This is a genomic window from Streptomyces sp. NPDC052016 (genome assembly GCF_044548445.1).
In the GTDB taxonomy this organism is placed as follows: domain Bacteria; phylum Actinomycetota; class Actinomycetes; order Streptomycetales; family Streptomycetaceae; genus Streptomyces.
In genome coordinates this window covers 14,079-40,368 of the sequence record NZ_JBIUBX010000026.1, presented here as the reverse complement: position 1 = coordinate 40,368, position 26,290 = coordinate 14,079, and the positions used below count along the sequence as shown (strand labels likewise).

Sequence of the window (26,290 nt, the reverse complement as noted above, 5' to 3'; positions counted from 1 at the left end):
AACAAGGACCAGGTGACGACGAGGAAGGAGAGCTCAGATGGCACGTGCAGTCGGTGTCGACCTGGGGACGACGAACTCGGTGGTCTCTGTCCTCGAGGGCGGCGAGCCCACCGTCATCACCAACACGGAGGGTGCGCGCACGACCCCGTCGGTCGTGGCGTTCGCCAAGAACGGCGAGGTGCTGGTCGGCGAAGTGGCCAAGCGGCAGGCCGTGACGAACGTGGAGCGCACCGCGCGCTCCGTGAAGCGGCACGTGGGCAACCATTCCTGGCGCTTCCCCGAGCACGGCAGCATCGACGGCAAGCGGTACACCGCGCAGGAGATCTCCGCGCGCGTGCTGCAGAAGCTGAAGCGGGACGCGGAGGCGTACCTGGGCGAGGACGTCACCGACGCGGTGATCACCGTGCCCGCGTACTTCGACGACGCCCAGCGTCAGGCGACCAAGGAAGCCGGTGAGATCGCGGGCCTGAACGTGCTGCGCATCATCAACGAGCCGACTGCCGCGGCGCTGGCGTACGGGCTGGACAAGGAGAACGACCAGACGGTGCTCGTCTTCGACCTGGGCGGCGGCACCTTCGACGTGTCGCTGCTGGAGATGGGCGAGGGCGTCATCGAGGTCAAGGCCACCAACGGCGACACGCACCTCGGCGGTGACGACTGGGACCAGCGGATCGTCGACCACCTGGTCACGCAGTTCAAGAACCATTACGGCGTCGACCTCGGCAAGGACAAGATGGCCGTGCAGCGGCTGCGGGAGGCCGCCGAGAAGGCGAAGATCGAGCTGTCCTCCTCGTCCGAGACGACGATCAACCTGCCCTACATCACGGCCTCCTCGGAAGGCCCGCTGCACCTGGACGAGAAGCTGACCCGTGCCCAGTTCGAGCAGCTGACCAGTGACCTGCTGGAGCGGTGCAAGGGACCGTTCCACAACGCGATCAAGGACGCCGCGATCAAGGTCTCCGACATCGACCATGTGGTCCTGGTAGGCGGCTCGACCCGGATGCCGGCCGTCACGGAGCTGGTGAAGGAACTGACCGGCAAGGACCCGCACAAGGGCGTCAACCCCGACGAGGTAGTGGCCGTCGGCGCCTCGCTGCAGGCCGGTGTCCTCAAGGGCGAGGTCAAGGACGTCCTGCTCCTCGACGTCACCCCGCTGTCCCTGGGCATCGAGACCAAGGGCGGCATCATGACCAAGCTGATCGAGCGCAACACCACCATCCCGACCCGCCGTTCGGAGATCTTCACCACCGCCGAGGACAACCAACCGTCGGTGACGATCCAGGTCTACCAAGGCGAGCGGGAGATCGCCGCGTACAACAAGAAGCTCGGCAGCTTCGAGCTGACCGGCATCGCGCCCGCGCCCCGCGGGGTGCCGCAGATCGAGGTCACCTTCGACATCGACGCCAACGGCATCATGCACGTCTCCGCCAAGGACCTCGGCACCGGCAAGGAGCAGAAGATGACCGTCACCGGCGGCTCCGCGCTGCCCAAGGACGACATCGACCGCATGGTCCGCGAGGCCGAACAGCACGCCGAGGAGGACCGCCGTCGCCGTGAGACCGCGGAAACCCGCAACCAGGGCGAGCAGCTCGTCTACTCCACCGAGAAGCTGCTCAAGGACAACACCGACAAGATCCCCGCGGAGGCGAAGAACGAGACCGAGGCGGCACTGAACGACCTCAAGGAGACGCTGAAGAACGAGTCCACCGACACGGCGGCGATCCGGCAGGCGATCGACCGCACCGCCCAGGCCGCGCAGAAGATCGGCACGGCCCTGTATGAGAAGTCGCGGGCCGAGCAGGCATCGGCCCCGGGCGGCGCCGGGACCGCGGGCAGCACTGCGACCGGCGGGTCCGAGGACGAGGTGGTGGATGCCGAGATCGTCGACGACAAGCCGGAGGCCGGACGCCGATGACCGGGAACGGGCCGCAGAACACCGAGGTGCAGCAGTCGCGGCATCTACTGGACGAGGGGACCGCCGACCAGCAGCGGGTGAAGGCCGGGTACGGCAACCCGCAAGCGCATCCGGCGGGACCGCCTGGCCTTACGCGAGATCGCCGTGGCCAGTGTGCTCCGGGCGCTGCTGCCGGTCCTGGACGCTTTGGGACCGGGCGTGCGCCAACGGAGCCGCGCCCGGCACGCTGATACCCGCTTGCCCTGTGGCCCGGCCAGGGCGCTGGCTGCGGCGCGCCCGGCGTGACACCCCGCTTGCCCTATGGCCCGGCCAGGGCGCGGACTGCCGCCGGAGCCAGCCGGGAGGCAGGAGCGGGCATCCGGGCTCGGGACACTGAGGCGCCCCGGCCCGGCGCCGTCCCGGGCAATCCTGCGGCGGGCCCTGCGGGCGGCGCCGCGCGGGCCGCCGCCATACCGGGGGCAGCACCGGACGCACGGCAGCTCCTGTCCGCGCCTGCTCCCCCGGCCCGACCGCTCGGGGCCCGCCGACGGATACCGGGGTGCTGTGTGCGGCCCGCCCGCCGGCCCCGCAGCAGCAGCCGGGCCAGAAGAGACTGCTGGTGTCTGTCCGCCTTGTGAGAGCCTCGACACCTGGCAGCCGAAGAAGTGAGGCCTTCCCTTCCCTGCGGAGCGATGGCACGGCTGGCGGGGCGTCGACTGCTGTTCGCCGCCCCCTCCTGCAGGCCCGGCAGGCACCGCATTCATACGTCACTGAGCCGGGACGTAGTCACTGGTTCCGCCGGCGATTCCGACATCGGCGGCCAGGACGGAGTGTCGCGCCGAGAGGGGACCGTGCGTGCTCCGAAGCGAGCGACATGTACTGCGCTCCTGCCGATGACGCGGCGTGTCCGACCGTCGGGCGACCAGGCGAACGTGACGTGGTCGATGTCAATCGTGACGAGTTCGAGGTCAAGCGGTGACGAAGTCGCCACCCTTCCGCGACAGGGCCGCCGAGCCTCACCGACCCCGCAGGCGATCCTCCGTTTCGGTCGGCCGTCAGGAGTCGCCGCCACCGGGGTGTACCAGCACCCGACCGTCACGTCACCGTCTTGACAGGTTACCGGCGGTGTGTGAAGCTGCCATCATCCTCCCGGCGGGAAAGAAGACCTGAAATGACCACTGCTTCCGTGAGTCCGCTGGTCATGCCGGTGCAATAGCAACTCAGCGCAACCTGCGCGCCCCCGCGGTCGCCGGGTTCGGCTCGGCGACCGCCATTCGACACATAGCTGACAGCCCAAGGAGACGTTGACATGGGACAAGAACCCGAATCTGTCGATGCGGCTCAGCTCCAACGCAGCCTACGATTCTCGAAGCTTCCAGAGCCCATCCGACTGGAGGACACCACGGAAGAGCGGCCGGCCACGCGCCACGATGCGGTCAGCGGCGCCTACAACCCTGACTGGTGGCTCATACGTATGGGCGGCCTGTGACCCGCGGGCGCCGCGCCGACCGAGTCGACGGCTCCAACAGCCGGAAGCGAGTGCGTTGCGGCACCCCTACGCACGTCATGCGCTGTGAAGTTCGGCTTCACGACGCTTTCCCGAAAGAGGTTCGCCGTTGAAGTCCCCGAGGTTCATCGTCAAGCTGACGTCGATCGCGACCGCCGGTGTGGTGGCGCTGGGGTGCTTCTTGCACATCATCTGACACGCAGAAGTTGAGGGGCATCCTCGACCGGACCTGAACACGGCCCGGGGCTTGAGTCGCCACACCGGCTCGGCCCGGCGCCCGCAGCCACTGTCGTGCCGAACAGGTCAGGCCCTCCCGTCTATCTCGGCGCGACCTACGACAAAGCCCTGGCCCCTGTCGGGCTGAGGTCGACGCAGTTCAGCACTCTGCAGAAGCTGCACTCCGAGGGAGAAGTTACGATCTCCCACCTCGCGGACCTGATCGCCATGGACCGGACGACGATGGCATCCCATCTCAAGCCGCTCGCTCGGGAAGGGCTGGTCACGGTCGAGACATCGGCAACCGACCGTCGGGCGCGGGTCGCCGCCATCACTCCGGAGGGCGCCGCCCGGCTGAAGGAGGCGCTGCCCCCTGCGGCGGGAGGTGCAGACTCGCTTCGAGAAGAACTTCGGCGTCGACGAGGCGGCTGAGCTGCGCGCGTCTCTCGACGCCATCCTCCACACCGGATTCGAACCCTGGGCAGAGTAGCGTGCCGCCCGTGAGACGCAGGAGTCACCGGAGGCTCACCACGCGCCTCACGCGTCCGATAGTTGGAGGAGTCCTCCCGAACGCCGACCGTCGGCAAAGAACGGGTGGCGGTGTGTGAGTCCCCGACGCGCCATGCGGGGCGACAACGTCGTGTTCTCTCGATCAGGAGGGTGGCCGTTCCCGCAGCACGTGCCGGAATGGTCGGATCCGCCAGTGGTTCGGACGGTCGTAGGGGCCAGTTCAGCTGGCCTAGCTGGTGATGCCGGTGGAGCGGCTGGAGGGGCTCTCTCCGCTACGACCTCGCCTCCGGCTGCGAGACCGACACATCAGCGCCACGAGCGTCGTCTCCGTACACGGCTCAAGGGGTTGCGGCTGCCTCGGCCGGAAATGCCGATTCGATCCTCCCAGCAGTTCAGGAAGATCAGGTGCTCGGCGTAAGTGACCAGGTGGGGGTGGGCGCCCTGCCAGATGTTGTCGGGGCAGAAGGCGAAGTGTTCGGCGGCGATGATCAGGGCGTCCTCGAGACGGCTCGGTGGTGCGGCAACGCTGAGGTGGAGGGTGGCGAAGCCGACGCCGACAATGCGTGCGCCGAAGCGGTCTGCCAAGTCGCGGACGACGGCGCAGTACGTGGGGGTCGTTGTCGTGGTTCAAAGGTCCGGTCCAACCGGCGGTCGCCAGGGCCTCGGCTCCACGGGGTGACCTGCGACAGGGCGATCCAGTACGTGTGCGCGTGCTCGGTGTCGTCGGCGAAGGGTCGCTCGGCGTCCGGGCTTGGTGGTTGGCGGCGCGGTGCCCTTGCGGGCCCGTTTCCTCCGCCCCCTTCATGTGCCGGCCTCGAGACGCCCCCTGGAGCTGCCCGGAGTCGGTCCCGCCGGGATTTGCCGGGCCCAAACACGCCCCGCCGGGAGTAGCCGATTCCGAACACGCCCACCTGCCACCACCGGCCGCCCGACGGCAGCGCGCCGCGCGGTTGCCCGGTGTCTCCCGTGGTGGCAGTGTTGTCGGCATCGCTCCGTCATGGCGGAGGGAGGCGGTATGACGGGGGAAAGCGAAGCGGGCGCGCGGAGCGCATGGCCCGCCCTGCGGGTGGCCGACTGGACCGCCACGCGGAACACGCTGCACATGTGGATGCAGATCGTCGGCAAGATCAGGCTGGCACACGCTCCGCTGCTCAACCACTGGTGGCAGGTCACCTCGTACGTGAGCCCTCGCGGTCTGACGACATCCGCGATCCCCTGCCGGTCGGGCGTCTTCGACATCGAGTTCGACTTCGTCGACCACCGGCTGGTCGTTCGCGCCAGCGACGGTGGCGTCCGCACCGTGGCGCTGGAGCCCAAGCCGGTGGCGGACTTCTACCACGAGACGATGCAGGCGCTCCGCGAACTCGGGATTCCGACGAGGATCCAGCCGTCGCCGAACGAGGTCGAAGAGGCCATTCCCTTCGCCGAGGACTACCGGCACGACACGTACGACCCCAAAGCCGTGCACCTGTTCTGGCGGCAGTTGCTGCAGGCGGACCGGGCGCTGGGCGAGTTCCGTTCGTTCTACGTCGGCAAGGTCAGCCCGGTGCACTTCTTCTGGGGCGCGATGGACCTGGCCTGCACCCGCTTCTCCGGCAGGGCGGCACCGCCCCACCCGGGCGGCGCGCCGAACTGCGGCGACTGGGTGATGAAGGAGGGCTACTCCAAAGAGCTGAGCAGCTGCGGCTTCTGGCCCGGCGGCGGCGAGGAGGGGGCCTTCTACGCCTACGCCTATCCCGAACCCGACGGCTTCGCCGATCACCCGGTTTCACCGCGTGAGGCGTTCTACAGCAAGGACAACGGCCAGTTCCTCCTGCCGTACGAAGCGGTCCGCACCGCCGACAACCCCGACCGGGCCCTCGTGTCCTTCCTGCAAACAACCTATGAGGCGGCCGCCGTGCACGGACGGTGGGACAGGGCGGCACTGGAGGACGATCCCGACCGGTGGGCGCCGCAGCGGCCACGCCACCGCCGACGACAGGGCCAGGACGGTTGACATGCCCAACCGACCCGATCTACCGGCACCGCACACGGGACTGCTCCTGACCCACTTCCTGACGGTGCGCGACGTCGCCCGCTCGCGGGACTTCTACGCCGACATCCTCGGGGGCGAGGTGGTGCTGGAGGAGAACCCGGCCATCGTGAAGGCCGCCAACAGCTGGATCATCATGAACCCCGGTGGCGGCCCCACCCCGGACAAGCCCGACATCACCCTGACCGCGCCCGAGCCGGGGGACCCCATGTCGGCATTCATGAACATCCGCGTCGCGGACATTGCGGAGTTCTACGCCCGGGCGAAGGAGAAGGGCGCCCGGTTCCTGACCGAACCCCTGGACCGCAAGGCCGAACTGCGGTGCTACATGCAGGACCCGGACGGCTATCTCATCGAGGTCGGCCAGGCGACCGGCATGCTGCGGGGCGTCTACGCCGACCCGCCGGCGGGGTCCGGCACGGGCTGAGGGCGCCCTGCAGCCCTCCCTGCTCACGCTCCGTCGTGGCTCTGCATGCAGCCGAGCATGGAGCGGGCGGGCCCAGCCGCCCGGGTCGGCGATGGCGATGCCGGCGCGACCGGCGGGGCCGGCGGGGGGCGACGGAGGCTAGGCCAATGCACCGCGAGCGCCCGGTCCAGTGCACTCGGCACCCCGAACGGGTGGAGTGCGCTTGATGGCGCGGGTGACGGGGTCCGGGCCCATGCCGCCTGTGGGCATGGGCCCGCGGCCGGTGGCCACACACATGCCCACGCCTGTCCAGATGGCTGCTAGCCGCCCACGTACCAGCTGAACCCACCGTTGCTGGCGGCGACGGCCAGGAGCACGAGCCAGAGGACCACGTCGACGATGCCGAGGATGATGCCGGCCTTCGCCATTCCGGCGCCGTTCTTGACCGCCGCCTGGCGGCGGGCGACCGCGCCGAAGACGATGGCCAGGGGGCCGAGAACGATGTTCAGGATGAAGAGGCCGACGATGCCGCAGCAGAGGCTCGCGATCGCCAGGCCATTGGTGCGCGATCCGGAGGATGCGGCAGAGGGGCTGCCGTAACTCGTCATTGGATACTCCCAGGTGTCGGTTGCACGGACCGAACGGGCCGACGCTCCCTACGTTCGACTTGCTTGCTCGAATGCCCGATTGAGGCGTTCCCATGTCAGTGGATCCTCAGCTGCGAAGTTCCTCCTGTGGCTTCCCGCACGCGCTGTAGGTGCCGGCCGCTCCGCATGCTGTCGACAAAGGGCCGGGCGCTTGTCGGCGTCAGACGGCCCACCAACGCCACGTCGAGCGCCCCGACGAGGACGTCGTTACCAACGCCGCGGAGGAGCCGGCACCGGAGCCGACGTACACCGACCTCGACGCTGCCGACTTCACCATCGAACTGCGCACCACCAAGCGGCAGCGCTTACGGGGCGGCGAGCTGCAATATGACCGTCGAACCGGAGCTGACTTACTTGTGTGACAGCCGGAACAACGGCCCGGACGCGGTGTACCGAGATCCGCGGCAACGATTCCCGCCCGGTCATCGAAACGGCCGAGCTGACGAACCAGACGAGCCTGGACTACACGCAGCACCGCGTCGGCGAGCACGAAGGTGTCCGTGGAGATCACCGACATCCAGGGGGATGAGGCCGGCTGAACGGCAATGTCGCCTGCCGGCCACGACCGCCTACGTCACAAACGGCGGCGTGGCTGTCAGCGCCGCGGGGTACCGTCGGACAATCCCTTCGCCGTCTACTGGCCGCATCGCTGATACGCGGCCTCCCGGAGTGGCACGTGCACCCGCCCTCAGCGCTCTGCGCCTAACCTCGCTCCATGGCCCCTGAAGACCAGCAGCGCGAGATCATCCTCCGGCTCATTGGCTACCTCACCGCAGCCATGGAATGGGGCCGCACGGACGAGGACACCGACGACGCCCAAGCAGAAGCAGTCGGCGTACTTCTCAACGAAGTCATGCCGAAAGTTACCGTACCGGCAGACATGCCCCCGGAAGAGATCGCCGCGACCGTCAGCCAGGAACTCGCCGATTTCATGGTCCGCTTCACCACAGGCGTCGGCTACGTTTTCACGGAGCTCGCCGACATCCACGACGCCGGCCGCAGCGACATCTCAACGGCCGATCTTCTGCGCACACTCGCGCTGCGCATGCAGGGCAGCCGGGAAGAGAAGTAAAGGCGCAACTGGTCGGCACCACCGACCCGCGGCAGTCCGCCTCCCGCAGCACGCCGCCGAGAACCGAGAGCCGAACGGGCATCTGGCGTGCCTGTCGGGACGTTACGGGCCCTGAAGTCGGTCTACACCCGCTTCCGTCGCTACGCCCTTGTCGGCGCGGGCTTCCGGGCCTTTGCAACAGATCCGGGCGCAGGCGGATGCGTCCGGCGACATGGACTGGCTGGTCTCGACTCCCCCATCGTCCGCGCTCGCCGGTACTTCCGCCGCCACCGGCCGAAAAGGGGGAAGCACCGACCGGCCGGACCGGACGATCACGTCCTCGGCGTCTCGCGCAGGCTTCGTCGCGAACACCGATGAGGGGGCGAAGGAGATCTTCTCCGCTCCCCACAAGGGGATCCGGGACCGAATGGGTGCGCAGCGAGGCTCGGCCGCTGCGCCGCGCCGGGAGGGGTACGACGCCGAGGTCGATAGCGGCTCGCTCTACATCGGGTGCCCCGGAAACGGTGGCCCGGAAGATCGCCGCGGCGGCCCTGCTCAAACGCTTCCCGACGACGACCTTCGGCCAGACACCCGTCGACGCTCGTACCACCTCGACCTGACAACGACAGGCAGCGCCGTCCTGGCCGTGCCGGAACAGCATGTGAAAGACATGCCAACGGTTCGCTCCACGACCCAGCCGTGCCGGCCCAGTCGTTGGGAGGACCGCGCAGCGCCGCACTGCCCGAGACCGCGGGCTCAGCGCCCGTACCGCGCACGGGCCTCCCGCACGGTCTGTACGTCGATCGTGCCACTGTGGGCGAGGGCTGAGAGGGCGGCGACCACGATTGAATGGGGGTCGACCCCGAAGTGGCGCCGTACCGCTTCACGGGTGCCGGACAGCCCAAACCCGTCGGTGCCGAGTGAATGCCACTCCTGGGGCACCCACTGGCTGATCTGGTCCGGCACCGTTCGCATCCAGTCGCTGACCGCGAGAACGGGCCCAGGCGCGCCGGCCAGCGCACGCGTGACGTACGGAACCCGCTTGCCTCCCTGCAGCCACGCGGCGTCGCACTCCAACGCTTCACGTCGCAACTCGCTCCATGAGGTGGCGGACCACACGTCGGCCGCCACGCCCCAGTCCTCGGCAAGGAGCCGCTGGGCTTCCAGTACCCAGTGGATGGCCGTGCCCGAGGCAAGGAGTTGGAGACGCGGGACGTCCGCGGCCGAGTGATGGTTCTCGGCCTGCCGGAAGCGGTACAGCCCCTTGAGGATTGCGTCTTCCACGCCGGGCTCGCGCGGCATCGGCGGCTGGATCCTGGGCTCGTTGTAGACGGTGAGGTAGTAGAAGACGTCCTCCGGCTTCGCCCCGTACATGCGCCGCAGCCCTTCACGAACGATGACCGCGATCTCGTACGCGAAGGCGGGGTCGTAGGCGACGGCTGCCGGGTTGGTGGAAGCGATCAGGTGGGAATGGCCGTCACCGTGCTGCAGGCCTTCGCCGGTCATGGTGGTGCGGCCGGCCGTCGCTCCGACCAGGAACCCCCGGCCGAGCTGGTCGGCCAGTGCCCACATCTGGTCGGCCGTGCGCTGCCAGCCGAACATGGCGTAGAAGATGTAGAAGGGGATCATCGGCTCGCCGTGTGTCGCGTAGGACGTGGCGGCAGCCGTGAAGGAGGCCATGGAGCCGGCCTCGGTGATGCCTTCGTTGAGGACCTGGCCGTCCCGGGCTTCCCTGTAGTAGAGCAGCTGGTCACGGTCGACGGGCTCGTAGTTCTGGCCGACCGGCGAGTAGATCCCGAAGGCGGGGAAGAAGGACTCCATGCCGAAGGTACGGGCCTCGTCCGGCACGATCGGCACCCACCGCCTGCCGGTGTCAGTCTCGCGCATCAGGTCCTTGACCAGGCGGACGAGCGCCGTGGTCGTCGCGACCTCCTGGTTCCCCGATCCCAAGGCCGGCGCCTCGAAGGGCTTGGCCGACGGGGTGGGCAGCGCCACAGGATGGAACGTGCGGGCCGGTGCGGGACCACCCAGTGCCGCCCGGCGGTCGTGGAGATAGCGAACTTCCGGCGAGCCGGGACCCGGGTGGGCGTACGGCACCAGCTCGTCGTCCAGCCTGGTGTCCGAGATCGGCAGGTCGAGCAGATCACGCAGCGCGCGGAACTCCCTGCCCGTCAGCTTCTTCATCTGGTGATTGGCGTTGCGCGACTCGAACCCGCTGCCGAGCGTGTGGCCCTTGACCGTCTGGACGAGTACGACCGTGGGCGCGCCCTGATGGTTGACCGCCGCACGGTACGCGGCGTAGACCTTGCGCGGTTCGTGCCCGGCCCGGGACGTGTGGAAGCATTCGCTGATCTGCGCGTCGGTCAGCACCTTCGCCATCTCGATCAGGGCCGGGTCGGCACCGAAGAAGTGCTGACGGATGTATGCCGCGTCCCTTGTCGCGTAGGTCTGGAGCTGCCCGTCGGGCACCTCGCGCAGTCGGCGTACGAGCGCGCCGGTGGTGTCCAGGGTGAACAAATCGTCCCAAGCGCTGCCCCAGAGCGCCTTGACGACGTTCCAGCCAGCCGCGCGGAATTGGGCCTCGAGCTCTTGGACGATCTTGAAGTTGGCGCGTACGGGTCCGTCGAGTCGCTGCAGGTTGCAGTTGACGACGAACGTCAGGTTGTCCAGTCCTTCGCGTCCCGCGAGGGCCAGAGCCGCGGTCGACTCGGGTTCGTCCATCTCGCCGTCCCCCAGGAACGCCCACACGCGGGAGAGGCCGGTGTCCTTGATGCCGCGGTGGTGCAGGTAGCGATTGAAGCGTGCCTGGTGGATCGCGGACAGCGGGCCCAGGCCCATCGAGACGGTGGGGAACTCCCAGAGCCAGGGGAGCCGGCGCGGGTGCGGGTAGGAGGGCAGGCCTCCGCTCCCCGGTTCCTGCCGGAAGCGGTCCAAGTGGTCTTCGGTGAGTCGGCCGTCGAGGAACGCGCGGGCGTAGATGCCGGGGGAAGCGTGGCCCTGGAGGAAGAGCTGGTCGCCCGAGCCGTCGGAGCCCTTGCCCCGGAAGAAGTGGTTGAAGCCGGTCTCGTAGAGCCATGCGGCGGAGGCGAAGGTGGCTATGTGCCCACCGAGCCCGAAGCGGCTGCCGCGGGTCACCATCGCGGCCGCGTTCCAGCGGTTCCACGCGGTGATGCGCCGCTCCATCTCCTCGTCACCCGGGAAGAGCGGCTCCGCGGCCGTGGGAATGCTGTTGACGTAGTCGCTCTCCAGGAACCTCGGCAGGATCAGGCCGGCCCGCTCGGCATGCTCGAGGGTGCGCCGCATGAGGTACGAGGCGCGCTGGGGCCCGGCTGCCGCGACGACGGCGTCCAGGGAGGCTGCCCACTCGGCAGTCTCCTCGGGATCCCGGTCGGGAACCTGATCCAGTTCGCTCGGACCACGGGTGTTCTCGATCATGGTGATCGCCTCTCTCCTGACTCCTGGCAGCAACGTCCCCCGGGATCTTTTCTGGACACATTTCATCCAGGATTACCTTCGCGAAAGGCGCGCGGCAGGGCCGCGCGCGAAATGGATCAGTCGTCCCCGATGGCCTGTCGAACCCGCTTCGCCATGGTGGGGACGTACGCGTCCGTCGTGGCCTGGATGTCGGCGAGGCTCTGCTCGGCCAGTGCCTTCCGCCAGGCCGTCTCGGCCCTCCCCATGGCGGTCCGCACCGCGCACGGCCGGGCAAAGGTGGCGTCCGGGCATCGCTCGCCGATGGTCCCGCAGCGGCGGATCTCGGCACAGTGGAAGAGAGGCTCATCGCCCTCGACGGCGACGACCACGTCCAGCAGTGACACTGCCTCCAACGGTCTGGCCAGCCGGAAGCCGCCCCGCGCGCCGGGCACGGATTCCAGCAGTCCGGCCTTGACGAGCTGTTGCAGTTGCTTGTTCAGGTAGGACGGTGACAGGTCGTGCCCGGCGGCCAGTTGCGCGGTCGGCACTGGCTCGCCGCCGCCCAGCCATGCCAGGTTGAGCAGCGTGTGCAGCGCCCATTCCACACCCTTGCCGGTTCGCATACCTGGATACTACACATCCAGTTTCCCGCGTGCAAAGTACCGTCCGTGTCCTCGGGGGGCGTCAGGGTCGTGCGGTGTTTGACATCCGAGTACTGGATATCTAGATCCAGATATCAGAGCGGATGGTGCTCACTGGACGATGTCGCACTTACCCCGCGAGCCACGGGCTCGTGCTCACCACGCCGCCTGCGAAGCTCACCCGGTACGTCCAGATCTGGTCGGCCGGCGGCTCGCTGGCTTCGGCGGCAGGCCCCGTGGTCGGCGGCCTGCTGGTCGAGGCGGCCTGGCAGTGGATCTTCCTGCTCAACACCGACACGCGCCTGGCCGGCCTGCCCGGCGGTTCCCTGCCGGTCGTGGCGATCGGCGCGCTGGCGCTGGGCTTGGTCCATGGCCCGGAGTGGAGCTGGGGCAGCGGAGCCACTATCGGCAGCTTCGCGGTCGCCGCGGCGGCGCTCGCACGGTACCTGTTCCGCTTGGCGCGCCACCCGGTGCCCGTCGTCGACTTCGTCACCTCCGCCGCTCGGGCAGCGGCTCGCTCGGCGTGCGCCGGTCGGCGTCGTCGCCGCGATGGGCCCGGCACGCGGCCAGCCCCTCGACGCGGCCTATCTGCGGCTGAGGGGTGATGACGTCGTCTGCCGCCGTGACGCCGACGTAGGACACATGCGAAGGCCGTCGGCCCATAGCACCGTGGAAGGAGGCGCCGGCGGGACCGGTGGCCCGGAACCTGTGCCCTTCACACCGACCACGGGAGTCACGATGGGGTACGACAATCTGCTCATCGTCCTCGTGGTGGCTGCCGCCGTCCCGTTCCTCCTCGCCCTGGCACCCCGAGTCCCGCTCCCGGGTCCGGTCCTGGAGATCGTGGCAGGCATCCTGCTCGGTCCCGCGGTGCTGAACCTGGTGCAGCCTGACGCCACCGTTCAGACACTGTCCGTCATCGGGCTGAGCTTCCTGCTGTTCCTCGCCGGGCTGGAGATCGACTTCCAGCAGCTGCGCGGGCCACTGGCCAAGCTCGTCGCCGTCGGACTGGTGGCCTCGATCGCGCTGGCCGCGATCGTGGGCTGGGGACTGGACATCGCCGGACTGGTCGAGAGCCCTCTGCTGATCGGCACCGCACTCGTGGCCACGTCATTGGGCCTGCTGGTCCCGATCCTGAAGGACGCCGGCGCGGTCGCCCGCCCGATAGGCCAACTGACCATCTGTGGCGCCTCCGCCGGTGAGATCAGCGCCGTCGTGCTGCTGTCGCTGTTCTTCTCCGAGCATTCGTCGAGCCCGGGCTCCCGGGTGCTTCTGCTGATCGGCCTCGCCTGCCTGACGGCGCTCATCGTGGCGACGTCGATACGCGCCGGGCGCTCCATGTGGCTGTCCCGGACACTGGTGAATCTCGCGGACACGAGCGCCCAGGTCCGCGTCCGCCTCACGATGGTTCTGATCGTCGGGCTGTCGGCGGTCGCCATGCATCTAGGATTCGAGGCCGTTCTGGGCGCCTTCGTCGCCGGGGCCGTACTGCGGCTGGTCGCACCCGACGCCGACCGAAAGCACCCGCAGTTCCACGTCAAACTCCAGGGAATCGGCTACGGATTTCTCGTCCCGGTCTTCTTCGTCACCAGCGGCATCCAGTTCGACCTCGGAGCGTTGTTCGCGGATACCGGGACCGTCCTGCGGGTGCCGATGTTCCTTGCCGCGCTCCTCCTCGTGCGAGGCCTGCCCGCACTGGTCTACCGCAGGGCGGGCCTGTCCCCTACGGAAGTGATCGCCAGCGGCCTCCTGCAGGCCACCTCCCTGCCCTTCATCGTGGTGGCGACGACGATCGGACTGAAGCTGGACGCCATCCAACCGGCCAACGCGGCGGCCCTAGTGGCGGCGGGGCTCCTGTCCGTGATCGTGTTTCCCCTGACGGCCCTGCCCATGCTGAACCGTTCACGGGAACCCGTGAAGCCGTGACCGCAGGAGAGGACTGATTGACGTCCGACGGGTGGTAAGCGGTGTGCCTTTCCCGGTTCACCTGGAGACGCTGCGGTACGCGATGTCCTGGAGAAGGCAAGCACGGTGGCAGACCACCAGGGTTCGACCGCGAAACCTACCGTCGACGCCACATGATCGAGCGTTGCTTCAACTGACTCAAGGGCTTCCGCACCCTGGCATCCTCAACCCGCGGAGGGGCGCGGAGCACGCAGGTGCACCCGCTCCTACAACTCTTCCTGGTCGGCGGGAACGCCGGCGCGCGTCTTGTCGCGCTGCGGGCCCTGCTCCACCGATCACGACTGGCTCACCATCGTTCAATTGCCTTCATATGCATCGGATTTGAATCCGGTGGAGGGTGTCTGGTCGCTGTTACGGCGCGGTCCACTGGCCAACACCGCCTTCACCGACGACGAGCATCTCGAACGCACGCTCCGCCGGGGCCTGCGCCATATTCAGCTCCACCCCGACTTGATCGACGGGTGTCTCGCTGGCACCGGACTCACGCTCACCCAAGAGCCGACAACACTCCGAAGAACTCAGGTAGTCCAATCCGGCCGGCTCGGTACGCCTACAAGCCGACGTGCTCCATGGACGCCGTGCAGGCTCTGCACAGACACGGAGCTCTGCGTGGCACGCGCCTGATGACTCGATTGCTACTGACGCGGCGGGACAGCGACGATTGTCTGAGCGCCCGTACTCCATAGCGAGGCTGCCTTTGCTGCGCTGGCGCTGACAGGCGCCGTGACGGGCTTTGAACGCCGCCCGCGCGGCCATTTCCGCCGCGCGGGCGGCGTTCACGGCCTCCGACGCCGAAGGCCCCGGTCCTCCGGTAGGAGGACCGGGCCGGCAAGGGCTGTTGTGCACTCACTGCCGTGGTCCCCTCCCCCAACGTTCTACGCGAGAGATACTCCTCCGAGGCAGATCCACATGGTGAAGGCCAACAAGACCGTCCCTTGGGCGGCCGATCGGTCCACCGAGGCGAAGAACCGGTCGAACAGTTCTGCCGGCAGAAGATCCCCCTTCATGTCCCGGTTGAACGGGGCGGAGACCACCGCCGCGTCCTCGGGTGAGGTGAAGCGGAGGGGCACCGGCAACGCGGTGGTGTCGGTGAGTACGCCGCGCTTCCTCCCGACGATCTTTTTGGCCGCATCGGATCCCTGGCTTGTCAGGACGGGCATCCCATCGGCAGTCAGGCGGGTCAGCCGCCACGCAACCAATCTTCTGATCTCAGGACTCGGGGACCTTGAGCTCGTCCCCTGTGTTGGAGATGAAGACCACCAGGAGCTTCGCCGATTCCGTCTTGCTGGTGTTCTCCGTCAGCACGTGATAAGCACCCGGTTCTTCAACCCACTGCTCGCCTTGGTGATACGTACGGGCCGGCTCGCCGTCGAGTTGGCTGCGCATCGTGCCGTCGAGTACGTAGGCGTAGACGAACGCCTCACCGTGGCGGTGCGGCACCGCGCGTGCGTCTGGCGGGAAGTTCACGATCGCCGAGGTGAACGTTTTCCCCTGGATATTCGGAATTGCCTTTTCGAGTATGGGCGTCAGCGTCTCGGACGGGCGTTCCGAAGTCACCGCGGCGACCGGCACCTTGCCGCCCGCATGATCTGTCGCAGGGGCGCACGAGAGCACCACAGTCGCCATGCCGGCGGCCAGAAAGCCACAAGAAACACGTACTCCGTTCATCACTGCTCTCCCGTTCGGTCTTCCATCCCCTGGATGAATCCACGCTCAGCTTCAGTCGCCCGCTTGTGTCCGCGGCGGCAAGTCCGCGCGCCGACCGCGATCAAGTACGACGAAAAGCTCGACGACGAGAAGGGTGAGAGGAAGGAGCCGCCCCGCTCGGGCCGGGCACCGCGGACGTCGCGTCGGTGACGACGAGCGTGCCGCCCGAGGACACCGGCGTGACCCAGCCCGTCCCCGTCGGGGGCAAGGAGAAGGAGAACTCCCTCGCACACCGAGTTACGGCGGAATCCCACAGGCGGACCACCTTCGCCTGGCCGTCGGACCTGGCGGCGTGCGCTTGGGAGGGAGCTGTGCGGCCGTACGTCGCCGTCGTCCGGGACAGCACACATACCAAAACCGTACACGCTGGACCCGCGTGCCCGCACGGCGGTAGACCCTCGTACGGCTGCCCCTGCGCGCTACACCGAACGTGGCTACGAGCACTTCGGCGACGGCAAGGGGTTCCGGCAAGTGGGTGAGCGCGAGCGGGAACTGCTCGCCGAGCACACCCCGGCCCCGGACGGCGGAGGCCGGGCGCTCGACGTAGGCTGCGGCACCGGCGAGCTGGCCGTCTGCCTCGCTTCCCTCGGCTTCACCGTGGACGCCGTCGACTTCGCCGGCAGCGCGCTCGCCCGGGCCCGCGCCGAGCAGGCCGGCGTCGAGGGCGTGCGCTGGCTGCTGCTGGACATCGGGCTCGACAACCCGGCTCCGCTGCACCAGGGAGGGTACGACCTGGTCGTGATGCGCCTGATGTACCCCCTCCTGAAGGAAAGGGGCCGCATTTTGCACTCTTTGGGTGAGCGGCTGCGGGACGGCGGCGCTCTCGTCGTCATCACCCCGGTGGCGGAGACCACGCCCGAGGAGCGGCGCGGCATCGCCTTGGACGAGGACGAGATCGCCGTGCTCGCCGCCGGATGGGAGACGGTGGAGCGGCTGGACGCGGACGGCCTCGCCTTCCTGATCCTGCGGGGCCCCTTCCACACCGACACCCAGGCCGTCGAGAAGAGGCCGACCACCGCCCATGCCCTGACCTGCGCCCTTTGCGTCGTCACCAACGACGCTGGCCGGGTCCTGCTCGGCCGGTCCCGCCGCGGCATGCGAACCGCGGACTGCGGGAGGTCCTGTTGCAGGGCGGGCACGGAAGCTTCTGCGTGATCGCCACCCCGGGAGCGCCTCACCATGTCATCACAGCCGTCATCGCGCGTGCCCGGCAGGTCGGCCGAGTCCGCTACAACGGCGAAGTCACCGACATCCCCCTCCCTCAGGTCGTGATCGGCCCGTCACGGAGGACAGCCGGACCGTCGCCCCCGACCTGTGGCGGCGCTACCTCGCCGTCCCACTGGACGGACTGCGCCAGGACCGGGCCCGCCCCACTCCCTTGCCCCACAGTCCCCTCGACTGAAGGAGGCCGCCGAAATCGCCCCCGGGGTACCGGGTCGGTAGTCCGGCCAAGGACACCAGCACCGCCCGACCTGCCGACCTGCCGACCTGCCTGCCGACCAGCCTGCCAGCCTGCCAGCCTGCCAGCCTGCCAGCCTGCCAGCCGCGGAACCTACCGTGCCCGGTTCCGCACGGCGCGCCCCGGGCCTGCGGGCTGGGGAGGGCACGATGAGCAGCGCGAACTTGACGTTGCTCCCAGCCCAGTCTTGCGGCTGTCAAAGCGTTCTCGTCCTACTAGCCATCGCCGAACTCATCCTGTGACTCAGATCACATGCAAATGCGAATAAATCCGACATACTGGTGACTGCGTCAACGAATCAGCGGAGGAGTCTCACGCCGTATGGCTCAGGGAACCAGTGCCCACACCCCTGCACCCCCTCGCCCGGACCTGTCACAGGCGCGAAATTGCGAGGCATGCCTGGGCTGGGGAACGGTCGTCACGCCTGATGGCCACCACGAACTGTGCGGAGCATGCCAGGCCGGCCTGGTAGCGGAGACTCCGTCTGCCGCCGCACACAACAAGACCGAAGGTCAGCGCGTATAGCCTCCAGCTTCGCAGCCCCGGGTAGGCGGGTTCGCGCGCGGCCGTGCCGCCGGGTGAACCGAGAGCCCGGCGGGGCGGCCCTGTGCGGCCCCCGCGCCAAGCCTGCCCGGCTGTGTGGAGCCGCGACGCATGCGCCTACGGCTGGCTCTTGGCCAGCCCCATGGTGATCACCCCTGTTTGTTCCTCGTGCCGCCGACTCTGACGGCGCTGCGGATGAGCCTGTCAGCGGACAGGCGGACTGGCCGGTCTGAACCATTACACGACCCTGCTTCCCGACCGACCTCGAGCGCACTCTCTTCGGTTACGTCACCGTGCGGTTGCGAGCGGAGACCATGCACCGTATCGGCCACCCTCGCCGACCTCGCAGACATGGCCGCAGTCGGAAACCGGCCGTTCCGCACCGGCCGTGAGAAGTCCGCCCACACAAAGGTCAGCTCGCTGCTGTACGCCAGTGGCTTGCTCTGGCAGCCCGCAGTCAGTCCGTGGAAGCCGGCCCCGCACGAGATCGCCACCACCGCTGTCCGGGCAAGCCTCTGCGCCTCCGGTTCTGGCTGCGGGTGCGCTTGGCTACGTTGGATCAGAGGGAATCCATTGTCGTCGCGGGCTGGGGGACCACCCGAGTGACGAACCGGAGCCAGCCAAGCGCGTAGACGGCCCGGGGGCTGACCCACAGGCCGATCGGGGACAGGACGACGGCGCTGCCGACCACGCCGCTTCGGACGAGTTCGAGTGCGAACGACTCCCGCGAGCGAATTGCCTACGACTGGCGGGCGCGAGAGGTCGGCCGTGGGGAACCACCACGCTGGCGGGAAGGACGTCCCCACCACTCTTGGCCGACCGCCGCCCGCCGGACCGCCGCGCATTGCGCACCATCCGGGCCAACTTCGTATCGCAGGCCTGGAAGGTCTCGGCCATGCCACCGCTGCCGAGCCGGCGCGCGTTACGCGGCGTCTCATCCGCTGCTGCCTTGCGCTGCTGACACTTACCGCGTGTCAGTGGTGGGCGACCGGTGTCCTGGTGCGCTCGGTCTCGTCCTGCACGAGCAGGGAGATCAGGGCGGCCACGGGGAGGCCGGCTTCGGCCGGGTGGCGCAGCACCTTGTCCGGCTCGATGCGGTAGGTGTTCGTGCGCCCCTCTCGGGTGTGGGAGAGGTAACCGTCCTGCTCGAGATCGGAAATGATCCGCGCAACGGCGCGCTCGGTGAGGCGGCAGTGGGCGGCGATGTCGCGGATGCGGACGTTCGGGTTGTCGGCGATGGCTGCCAGGACACGCGCGTGGCTGGTGATGAACGTCCATCCGGTGTGTGATTCGGGCACTCCAACCATGCCCAGCATTTTAGAGGATCACTGTTGCCGGAACCTAGTTACATGACATAAATTTCATGCAACAGGTGACGTGTTCTCCCGCGAGGGAGGGCCACAGGGAGGAGCCCGAAGGTGCCGTGGGACGACGACGCCATGCCGACCCTCATGAGCAACACCGGCGAGACGCCGCTGCCGGCACAGACCACCGGGCGCGCATCGCAGGGAGCCGGCGTGCTGCAGCACGAATGGCGTGGGGCCTGGGTCATCGCTGCTCGCGGTGCCTATGACATGGACTCGATCACACCCTTGGCGGACGCGCTGGAGACCGCGGCCAAAAAGCATCCCAAGGTGATCCTGGACGCCTCCGGCGTCACCTTCGCAGACTCGACCTTCTTGAATCTGCTCATCCGCACCCACTATGCGGGCATTCTGCGCCTGGTCGCGCCGTCCCCCCAGGTTCAACGGCTCTGCGAGATCACCGGAGTCGACAACATCCTAGAAATCCGAGACGCGGTCGACAACGCTGCCGTCTCGTGACGGCCGCATCTCCTCATCGCGACCCCGCACGATAGGGCGAGCTGGACGTTCCCGCATCCCCTGGTCCGCCGGGGATGCTCGCGTTGCGTGGTGCGTCCCCGCCTGCACCAACACCCCGACGTGCTCAGTACTTTGGAGGTGTGGGCCGCATTGGGCGTGCCACTGGAGCAAACCGTCAGGTCGTTGCGTTCGTCACGCCCGGAGGACCGGCTCCTGCTCGCGGCACTGCCCGGCCATGCACGGCTGCGGTACGGCGCCCTTGCCCACGCAGCAGGGGTGCGCCGCGATGACGTGTCCCCCGCAGGCGCTGGGCGGCTGCCCAGGGCAGTGATGCGGCCGGGCAGAGTGTGCCGGTATCCGCCGACTTGGCCGCACTGGTGGTGTTCGACGAGTCGGTCAGTCGGCTGGAACGCGTGCACCGCGGCAGCGGCCGGCCCGACAGCAGCATCGAGTCCAAGCGGCGCAGCTCATGGGGCGCCGTTCCGGCAGCCGCCACGGCACCGATCTCCAGCTTCCCCGCGGATGAGCCGACGTGACCATCCGCGACGCCACCTTCTCAAAAACGCAGAGGATGTCTTCCGACTGCTGAGCGGGTTCGTGACGAGCTACCGGCCCGACCGCGTGGTCTTCGACGACGACTTCCCCCGGATCATCGAAACCGCCGCGAACGGGAGAGCCTAGTCCCTGGTTGCGGATCAGGATTCGCGCGTGGTCGGGTACCTTCTCGCCCTGCGCATACCCATCCTCTTCGCCGGCGGCACCATCCTCGAACTTCTGGAGCTCACGGTGGACACGCCTGTGCGTGGCCGCGGCACGGGGTTCCGCGCTGGTTCTGGCCGCTCAGGCAAGAGCCCGAGAGGCAAATGCCGTGCCGCGCTGTGCCGTATCGTTCCGCCACTACGAAGCAAGGTGGTTCATATCATGAGACTGATGCGTGTGCCCCTCGCCGTGACCGACCGGCGTCCTCGTTCCTACGCTGCTGCTCACCACCCCGCCCCACGCCGATGCCACGACGGCGACGGCCGTTGCCGTGGCCTCCGGGATGGCTCCCTTTATGACGGAATGTCGCCATCGCAAGGATCCTCGCCGACCCCGACAGCGGTACGCGCGTGACTCGGGAGGCCAACGAGCTCGTTGACAGTGGCACACCGGAGGAAATGCGCGTTTGGCTCGAGGACGGCTACCGCCTCGCCCAGGCGGAGGACGGCCGTGTCGCCATCGCAAGGATTCTCGCCGACTCCGCCGGCAGCGACGCCTTGCGGGCGGCGGCAAATGCGGCCTTGGACGAGAACACCCCGGAAGCACTGCGTTACTTCCTCGAGGTGGGCCGGTAGGAGGTCGACGGCTACCGACCTCGAAAGCGGGGTGGGGGTGAGTTCGGGTGGGTGGCCGGTTCGTCGACCAGCGTGCCGGAACTCGGCGGCGTCGATGCCTCGCGTCGTGACGGCGCTGGTCCACGGAGCCGACCGCGGCACCGGAGATCCACAGGTGGCGGAGACCGCCATCCAGACGAGTGTGCGCGTGTGCGCCGGAAGTGCGCGCAGCGCGTGGGTGCGGCCCGCGAGCGCGGTCACGGCGCCGACTTCAGTCACTCGGACACGCTGCTCATGGTCGGGCTCTCCCGCGCGGCGGGCGGGGTGGCCCGCAAAGTTGGGTCATGTGGTTCGTGGGCGGCGGCCGCCCACGGTTGGAGGGGTTGTTCAGTCCTGGTCGTCGGGCGTGACCGCGAGGTTGACGGGCCGACTAGGCCGGGAGCGCAACCGGCCCGCGGGTCGCATTCCGTCCCGGGCTCGCGTGGTCGTGCCCGCGGCAACGCGGAATCCGGCAACCCCATCGCCGAACGCGGACGACCGCACGGCACCGGCCTGGGCACCTTACGCTGGGTCGTCGAACGCACCATCTCCTGGCTACACGGCTTCCGCCGCCTACGGATCCACTGGGAACAATGCGACGACGTCCACGAAGCCTTCCTCGGCCTCGCCGCGCGGGCTCGTCTGCCCGTCAGAGCGGGGGGCGCGAACGCGGCGCTCGGAAGGGGCGGCGGGGGCACGCACGTTTCGTCGATCTTGAAAAACCCTTGCGGGGTCACCCGGTAGTGGTCTCCGTCGCCGTAGTCCATCCGCGAGCTGGCGTTCACATGCACGTGGTCGTGCTCAAGGTGGTAGAAGAAGCCGCCCATCATGCCGATCACCTGAAAGAAGATTTTCACGGACGGCCCCTCCGCCAGGGGGGACAGGGGCGGCAGCAGGTGCTCGATCTCCCCGAAGCAGCGGCCGGTCGCCTCCCGCAGCAGCGAGCGGAAGTGGTGCTCCAGCGCGTCCGAAGGAGCGGGAAGCTGCCGTACCGCGACGGGTTCCAGCAGCTGCAGCAGATGCGTGTGCCCTCGCTCCCGCGCGATGTCGACGGCGCGCCGTCCGTCCCGCGAGCGCTGCGTCCGCCAGGCGCCGTGCGCAAGCAGTCGGGAGACGACGGGGAAGTCCGCGCCGTGCCAGGCCGCCTGATGCAGCGCGGTGAAGCCACTGCGGTTGCCGGGCCGGGGGAGGTTGGCCCACCCGGGGTTCTTGCCCAGCATCTGGAAGAGTCCGTTCCAGTCTGCGTCCCGGGCCATGTCCGCGAACTGGTCCCGCTCGTCCAAGTACCAGCCGTTGAAACGCTCGCGGTCGGTGATGCCGTCCCAATTCATGGTGATCACGTCTGTACGCTAACCGACCTGGTCGGGAGCACCCGCCGCCTGCCGGGGAGGCCGATCCACGGGTTCCGTCGGAGTGCAGCCGCGCGATAGCCGCGAATAGCCGGCGCCTGATGCGCCGCGCCTGCGCTTGTGACGCTTCAGCCCCGCCACTCCCGTAGTCCGGGACTGAAACACTCCGGGACTCCGTGACTTCGGAGGCTCACCGGCAGGGATTCTGGCCATCGTTACCGTCTGGGCGGCCAGGACCCCCGGAGCCGCCCAGGCCCACAGTGCGGGGGATGGCATGGACGGCGCCCTGCAGGATGGTCAGGTTGCCTGGGCGGTACAGCGCTACGGCGTAATCCGCGGTTCTGCCCGGACCCCTGCGGTCCGGGGCCGTGCGGCGGGGCCACCGACGGTGTCGCGTGCCCACCGGTCGACGAACTCGTCGAGCAGCAGCAGTCCTCGACCCGATACGTCGTTCGGGCGGGGCGTCCGCGACTGCGGCGGCCGGCCGCGGAGCCCCCGTCTGCATGGTCGACACGCTCCCGCTGGCCAGGGCCACCTACCCACACCCGGGCGGCTACAGCCTGGAGGCCCTGATCAACGCGCGCAGCCCGACCTGAGGGAGGCCCCCGGCATCCGGCACCGGGCCAGCCTCGGCAACCCCAACGGTGCACCGGCCATACAACCTAGTCTTCTGAGTCGGGAGTTCTCTGACAGACGGGTGAAGCCCCCTGGTAGACGCGTTTCCGATCAAGAAATCCGTCTCCACCAGAGGCTTCGTGTGTGCTTGTTCACCCGTACGACGTCGACCTTTCCGGCTCTGCCCTCCGCTTCCTCTCCGCGCCCCTGAGGGAACACCGCGGCGCCCTCGGCACCCGATAGCGACGCCCTGAGTGCGGGCCGACAGGCTCTGCTCGCTCTCGCCACCTCCGCGGTGGACACACCTACGCCCAGCTTGCGGCCGGCTTCAGCACCACCACTGTCTACCGACATGTCACCGAGGTCTTCGAACTCTTGGCCGCTCTCGCGCCCACGCCTGCAGAAGCCGTCGAGGCCGCGTCCATGAAGGCATGCGTGATCCTGACGGGACGCTGCTGCCGGTCGACCGCACTGGCGACGGCACTATCCATCTTTCCCCGCGTCCTGTCCGTCCTGCCGCACCGCGGTTGCCGGCGTCGAGAACCCATCAGTGCTCTGCGCGCGGCCGGCAACCGTGGCAGACGACGTCAGGTACGGGCAAGTTCGGCGGCACCGAAGGACACGTTGAAGCGGTCGCACCAGATGCTCACGCTGGCGTAGCGCGACGGGTCCACATCGGCGGGGACGGCGTAGTTCTGGCTTCCCTTGTTGCCCTTGAGCTTGCCGAGGCTGACGTACTGCCCGTCGTCGAAGACGTGCCAGCCGGCCTGCCCCTCCTTCACCGGCGCGTCGGTCAGCCAGACGCGCAGGTCCGGGCCGTTGCTGGTGTCGAGATTCTCCAGGCGTACGACGTGGGAGCCGTCGGCCAGGCGTACGAGCTTCACCGTGCCCGAGGTGGTGTGCTCGTGGCTGATCAGCTCGCCGCTCGCCAGCGTTCGAGGCACGGATTCGGACGAGGGGGAAGCGGAGGCTGCAGCCGTGGGAGGTGCCGATGTGGCAACGGTGCCGGGCAGCACCTCTTGGACGGTCTCGTCCTGCCACAGCTTCCAGGGCTGGAACCAGTACAGCCCGAAGCCGACACCCACCACCGCCACCACCAGCACTCCGATGACCAGCGGCCTGACCAGCACGCGCCCCATACCCGCCTCACTCCCCTAGAGCTACCTGTCGCTCCCTATTCAACGGACCGGGCGGACCGTCGCGCACCCCGCAGAGATGACGAAATGCTTACGTCGCCGCAGCCATGGCCGAGACGCACCCCGATAGGTGTCCGATGAACGGATGTCGGTCTCCGCATAACGGTCCGGTCTCGCTTACTGGCGCTTTTGACGGTGACTGCAGGTTATGTGACTCGCGTCACTAAAGAGTGAGTAAAGGTCGTGGTAGAACTACGCAACTCTGCAGGTGGCACCGCTCAACGCCACAGCGCGGAGCGGTCGGCATGTGCCGGCGGCACGACCAGGATGTTCACGATCCGCATGCGCGGACCGCATGTCCAATATCGCCGATCGGACACGACGTTCGGTCAGAGACCGCACATCAGCCGGCAGCACTCCCCGTGCCCCGGTCCCGCAACATCGAGGTAGCCACTGTGTCACTCGACTCCGTCACGCAGTCCGTCGACGAAGCCGTCAGCGAGTTCTTCGAACCCATAGCCAAGTGGCTGGGGGAGGTCGTCTTCTACGCCGTTCCCGTCGGCGGCACGGACCTGCCCCTCATCGTCGCCTGGCTCGTCGTCGCCGGTCTGGTCTTCACCGGCTGGTTCGGGTTCGTGCAGATCCGCAAGTTCAGACTCGCCGTGGACGTGGTGCGCGGCAAGTACGACGAGAAGGGGTCGGCCGGCGAGGTCAACCACTTCCAGGCACTGACCGCCGCTGTCTCGGGCACGGTCGGCCTCGGCAACATCGCCGGTGTGGCCGTCGCCGTATCCATCGGTGGCCCCGGCGCGACGTTCTGGATGATCCTGTGCGGCCTGCTCGGCATGGCCACCAAGTTCGTCGAGGTCACCCTTGGTGTGAAGTACCGCGAGGTGCACGCCGACGGCACGGTCTCCGGCGGGCCCATGCACTACCTGCCCAAGGGCCTCGCCGACCGCTTCGGCACGAACGGCAAGAAGCTCGGCAAGGTCCTCGCGGTCCTCGCCTCCTTCATGATCCTCTTCTTCGGCCTCTTCGGCGGCAACCTCTTCCAGGTCAACCAGTCCTACGCGCAACTGGTCTCCGTCACCGGCGGCGAGGACGGGCTGATGGGCTCCTCCGCCGGCGCCCTGTTCTTCGGCATCCTCATCGCCGCGCTCGTCGGCATCGTGCTCCTCGGCGGCATCCGCTCCATCGCCAACGTCACCAGCAAGCTCGTCCCCGCCATGGCCGGCATCTACATCACCGCCTGCCTGGTCGTCATCCTGGTGCACGTCACCGCCGTCCCGGCCGCGATCGGCACCATCATCGAGGGCGCCTTCAACCCCGAGGGCGTCGCCGGCGGCGTGCTCGGCGCCCTGATCATCGGCTTCAAGCGTGCCGCGTTCTCCAACGAGGCGGGCCTGGGCTCCGCCCCGATCGCGCACTCCGCGGTGAAGACCAAGCACCCCGCCAGCGAGGGCCTGGTCGCCCTGCTGGAGCCGTTCATCGACACCGTCGTCATCTGCACGATGACCGCGCTGACCATCGTCATCGCCAACCCCGCCAGCTGGGCCGAGGCCCGCAAGAGCGGGGGTGGCGACATCGGCGGCGTCACGATCACCTCCGACGCCTTCGAGACGGTCCTGCCCTGGTTCCCCTACATCCTCACCGTCGCGGTGATGCTGTTCGCCATCTCCACCGTTCTGACGTGGGGTTACTACGGCCTCAAGGCGTGGACCCACCTGTTCGGCCGCAGCAGGGTCAGCGAGCTGACGTACAAGGTCGTCTACACCCTGTTCGCCGTCACCGGTTCGCTGCTGACGCTGCAGACCCTCATCGACATGGCCGACGCGGTGCTCTTCATGCTGGCCGTCATCAACATCATCGGCCTCTACCTCCTCGCACCGGTCGTCAAGCGGGAGCTCAACTCCTTCCTGGAGTTCGTCCGCGCCCGCGACGCCGGCGAGATCTCCGACGGTGACGAAGACCAGGAGTCGGTGAAGACCACCGTCTGACCGCCCCCGCGGCCCGGCTCCTGTAC

19 protein-coding genes and 3 pseudogenes are annotated in these 26,290 nt (G+C 68.3%); 14 read left to right on the top strand and 8 right to left on the bottom strand.

Annotated elements, in window-relative coordinates; genetic code table 11:
- Positions 1-37: 37 nt before the first annotated feature.
- Positions 38-1,915, top strand: coding sequence for a molecular chaperone DnaK (gene dnaK, locus ACIHAR_RS29100; RefSeq protein ID WP_400022555.1), 1,878 nt, complete (start codon positions 38-40; stop codon positions 1,913-1,915).
- 1,777 nt (positions 1,916-3,692) lie between these two features.
- Positions 3,693-4,049 carry a MarR family winged helix-turn-helix transcriptional regulator gene (locus ACIHAR_RS29095; protein WP_400022554.1) on the top strand — a complete coding sequence of 119 codons (357 nt, stop codon included), beginning with the start codon at positions 3,693-3,695 and terminating at the stop codon, positions 4,047-4,049.
- A gap of 384 nt (positions 4,050-4,433) precedes the next feature.
- On the opposite strand, the gene ACIHAR_RS29090 is transcribed toward ACIHAR_RS29095, so the two are convergent.
- Entirely contained in the window at positions 4,434-4,712 is a 279-nt protein-coding gene (locus ACIHAR_RS29090) for a DUF4253 domain-containing protein (protein ID WP_400022553.1), read from the bottom strand.
- A gap of 430 nt (positions 4,713-5,142) precedes the next feature.
- Between ACIHAR_RS29090 and ACIHAR_RS29085 the strand changes: the two genes are divergently transcribed.
- Together ACIHAR_RS29085 and ACIHAR_RS29080 are read left to right on the top strand one after the other, a co-directional pair.
- Positions 5,143-6,123: a DUF5996 family protein gene (locus tag ACIHAR_RS29085; RefSeq protein WP_400022552.1), complete on the top strand. Its 981-nt coding sequence runs from the start codon at positions 5,143-5,145 to the stop codon at positions 6,121-6,123.
- Between the two features lies 1 nt (position 6,124).
- A complete protein-coding gene (locus tag ACIHAR_RS29080; RefSeq protein WP_400022551.1) occupies positions 6,125-6,586 on the top strand; it encodes a VOC family protein in 462 nt (153 codons plus the stop codon).
- A gap of 299 nt (positions 6,587-6,885) precedes the next feature.
- Here ACIHAR_RS29080 and ACIHAR_RS29075 read toward each other — a convergent pair whose 3' ends face one another.
- Positions 6,886-7,173 (bottom strand): DUF4190 domain-containing protein, encoded by a 288-nt coding sequence (locus ACIHAR_RS29075; RefSeq protein ID WP_400022550.1) that lies wholly within the window; start codon positions 7,171-7,173, stop codon positions 6,886-6,888.
- Positions 7,174-7,927: 754 nt separating this feature from the next.
- On the opposite strand from ACIHAR_RS29075, the gene ACIHAR_RS29070 reads away from it, so the two are divergent.
- Positions 7,928-8,284, top strand: a complete 357-nt coding sequence (locus ACIHAR_RS29070; RefSeq protein WP_365452768.1) for a hypothetical protein — start codon at positions 7,928-7,930, stop codon at positions 8,282-8,284.
- Between the two features lie 735 nt (positions 8,285-9,019).
- Here ACIHAR_RS29070 and aceE read toward each other — a convergent pair.
- The gene (gene aceE, locus ACIHAR_RS29065; protein WP_400022549.1) at positions 9,020-11,698 is read right to left on the bottom strand and encodes a pyruvate dehydrogenase (acetyl-transferring), homodimeric type; all 2,679 of its coding nucleotides are present in this window, start codon (positions 11,696-11,698) and stop codon (positions 9,020-9,022) included.
- A 116-nt stretch (positions 11,699-11,814) separates the two neighbouring features.
- Positions 11,815-12,300, bottom strand: coding sequence for an Rrf2 family transcriptional regulator (locus tag ACIHAR_RS29060; protein ID WP_365452774.1), 486 nt, complete (start codon positions 12,298-12,300; stop codon positions 11,815-11,817).
- Positions 12,301-12,470: 170 nt separating this feature from the next.
- On the opposite strand from ACIHAR_RS29060, the gene ACIHAR_RS29055 reads away from it, so the two are divergent.
- The 3 genes and pseudogenes from ACIHAR_RS29055 to ACIHAR_RS29045 all read left to right on the top strand — a co-directional run.
- A complete protein-coding gene (locus tag ACIHAR_RS29055; protein WP_400022548.1) occupies positions 12,471-12,923 on the top strand; it encodes a hypothetical protein in 453 nt (150 codons plus the stop codon).
- A gap of 133 nt (positions 12,924-13,056) precedes the next feature.
- Complete coding sequence (locus ACIHAR_RS29050; protein WP_365452780.1) at positions 13,057-14,244, top strand: cation:proton antiporter; 1,188 nt, start codon at positions 13,057-13,059, stop codon at positions 14,242-14,244.
- Between the two features lie 315 nt (positions 14,245-14,559).
- Positions 14,560-14,784, top strand: a pseudogene (locus ACIHAR_RS29045) (transposase); the annotation flags it as partial.
- Between the two features lie 374 nt (positions 14,785-15,158).
- On the opposite strand, the gene ACIHAR_RS29040 reads toward ACIHAR_RS29045, so the two are convergent.
- Both ACIHAR_RS29040 and ACIHAR_RS29035 read right to left on the bottom strand, forming a co-directional pair.
- Positions 15,159-15,443, bottom strand: coding sequence for a hypothetical protein (locus tag ACIHAR_RS29040; protein WP_400022632.1), 285 nt, complete (start codon positions 15,441-15,443; stop codon positions 15,159-15,161).
- Between the two features lie 49 nt (positions 15,444-15,492).
- Positions 15,493-15,951, bottom strand: coding sequence for a cupin domain-containing protein (locus ACIHAR_RS29035; RefSeq protein ID WP_365452783.1), 459 nt, complete (start codon positions 15,949-15,951; stop codon positions 15,493-15,495).
- A gap of 510 nt (positions 15,952-16,461) precedes the next feature.
- On the opposite strand from ACIHAR_RS29035, the gene ACIHAR_RS29030 reads away from it, so the two are divergent.
- Positions 16,462-17,145, top strand: a complete 684-nt coding sequence (locus ACIHAR_RS29030) for a class I SAM-dependent methyltransferase (RefSeq protein WP_400022547.1) — start codon at positions 16,462-16,464, stop codon at positions 17,143-17,145.
- A gap of 1,821 nt (positions 17,146-18,966) precedes the next feature.
- Here the strand turns inward: ACIHAR_RS29030 and ACIHAR_RS29025 are convergent.
- Positions 18,967-19,299, bottom strand: coding sequence for a helix-turn-helix domain-containing protein (locus tag ACIHAR_RS29025; protein ID WP_365452795.1), 333 nt, complete (start codon positions 19,297-19,299; stop codon positions 18,967-18,969).
- Between the two features lie 111 nt (positions 19,300-19,410).
- Between ACIHAR_RS29025 and ACIHAR_RS29020 the strand changes: the two genes are divergently transcribed.
- The 4 genes and pseudogenes from ACIHAR_RS29020 to ACIHAR_RS29005 all read left to right on the top strand — a co-directional run.
- Positions 19,411-19,815: an STAS domain-containing protein gene (locus ACIHAR_RS29020; RefSeq protein WP_400022546.1), complete on the top strand. Its 405-nt coding sequence runs from the start codon at positions 19,411-19,413 to the stop codon at positions 19,813-19,815.
- Positions 19,816-20,972: 1,157 nt separating this feature from the next.
- Entirely contained in the window at positions 20,973-21,149 is a 177-nt protein-coding gene (locus tag ACIHAR_RS29015) for a hypothetical protein (RefSeq protein ID WP_400022624.1), read from the top strand.
- Positions 21,150-21,647: 498 nt separating this feature from the next.
- Positions 21,648-21,794: pseudogene (locus tag ACIHAR_RS29010) on the top strand (transposase); the annotation flags it as partial.
- A 1,481-nt stretch (positions 21,795-23,275) separates the two neighbouring features.
- Positions 23,276-23,601, top strand: a pseudogene (locus ACIHAR_RS29005) (transposase family protein); the annotation flags it as partial.
- Positions 23,602-23,718: 117 nt separating this feature from the next.
- Here the strand turns inward: ACIHAR_RS29005 and ACIHAR_RS29000 are convergent.
- A complete protein-coding gene (locus ACIHAR_RS29000; protein WP_400022545.1) occupies positions 23,719-24,270 on the bottom strand; it encodes a DM13 domain-containing protein in 552 nt (183 codons plus the stop codon).
- A gap of 452 nt (positions 24,271-24,722) precedes the next feature.
- On the opposite strand from ACIHAR_RS29000, the gene ACIHAR_RS28995 reads away from it, so the two are divergent.
- On the top strand, positions 24,723-26,264 hold the full coding sequence (locus ACIHAR_RS28995; RefSeq protein WP_365452810.1) for an alanine/glycine:cation symporter family protein: 1,542 nt from the start codon (positions 24,723-24,725) through the stop codon (positions 26,262-26,264).
- Positions 26,265-26,290 lie beyond the last annotated feature (26 nt).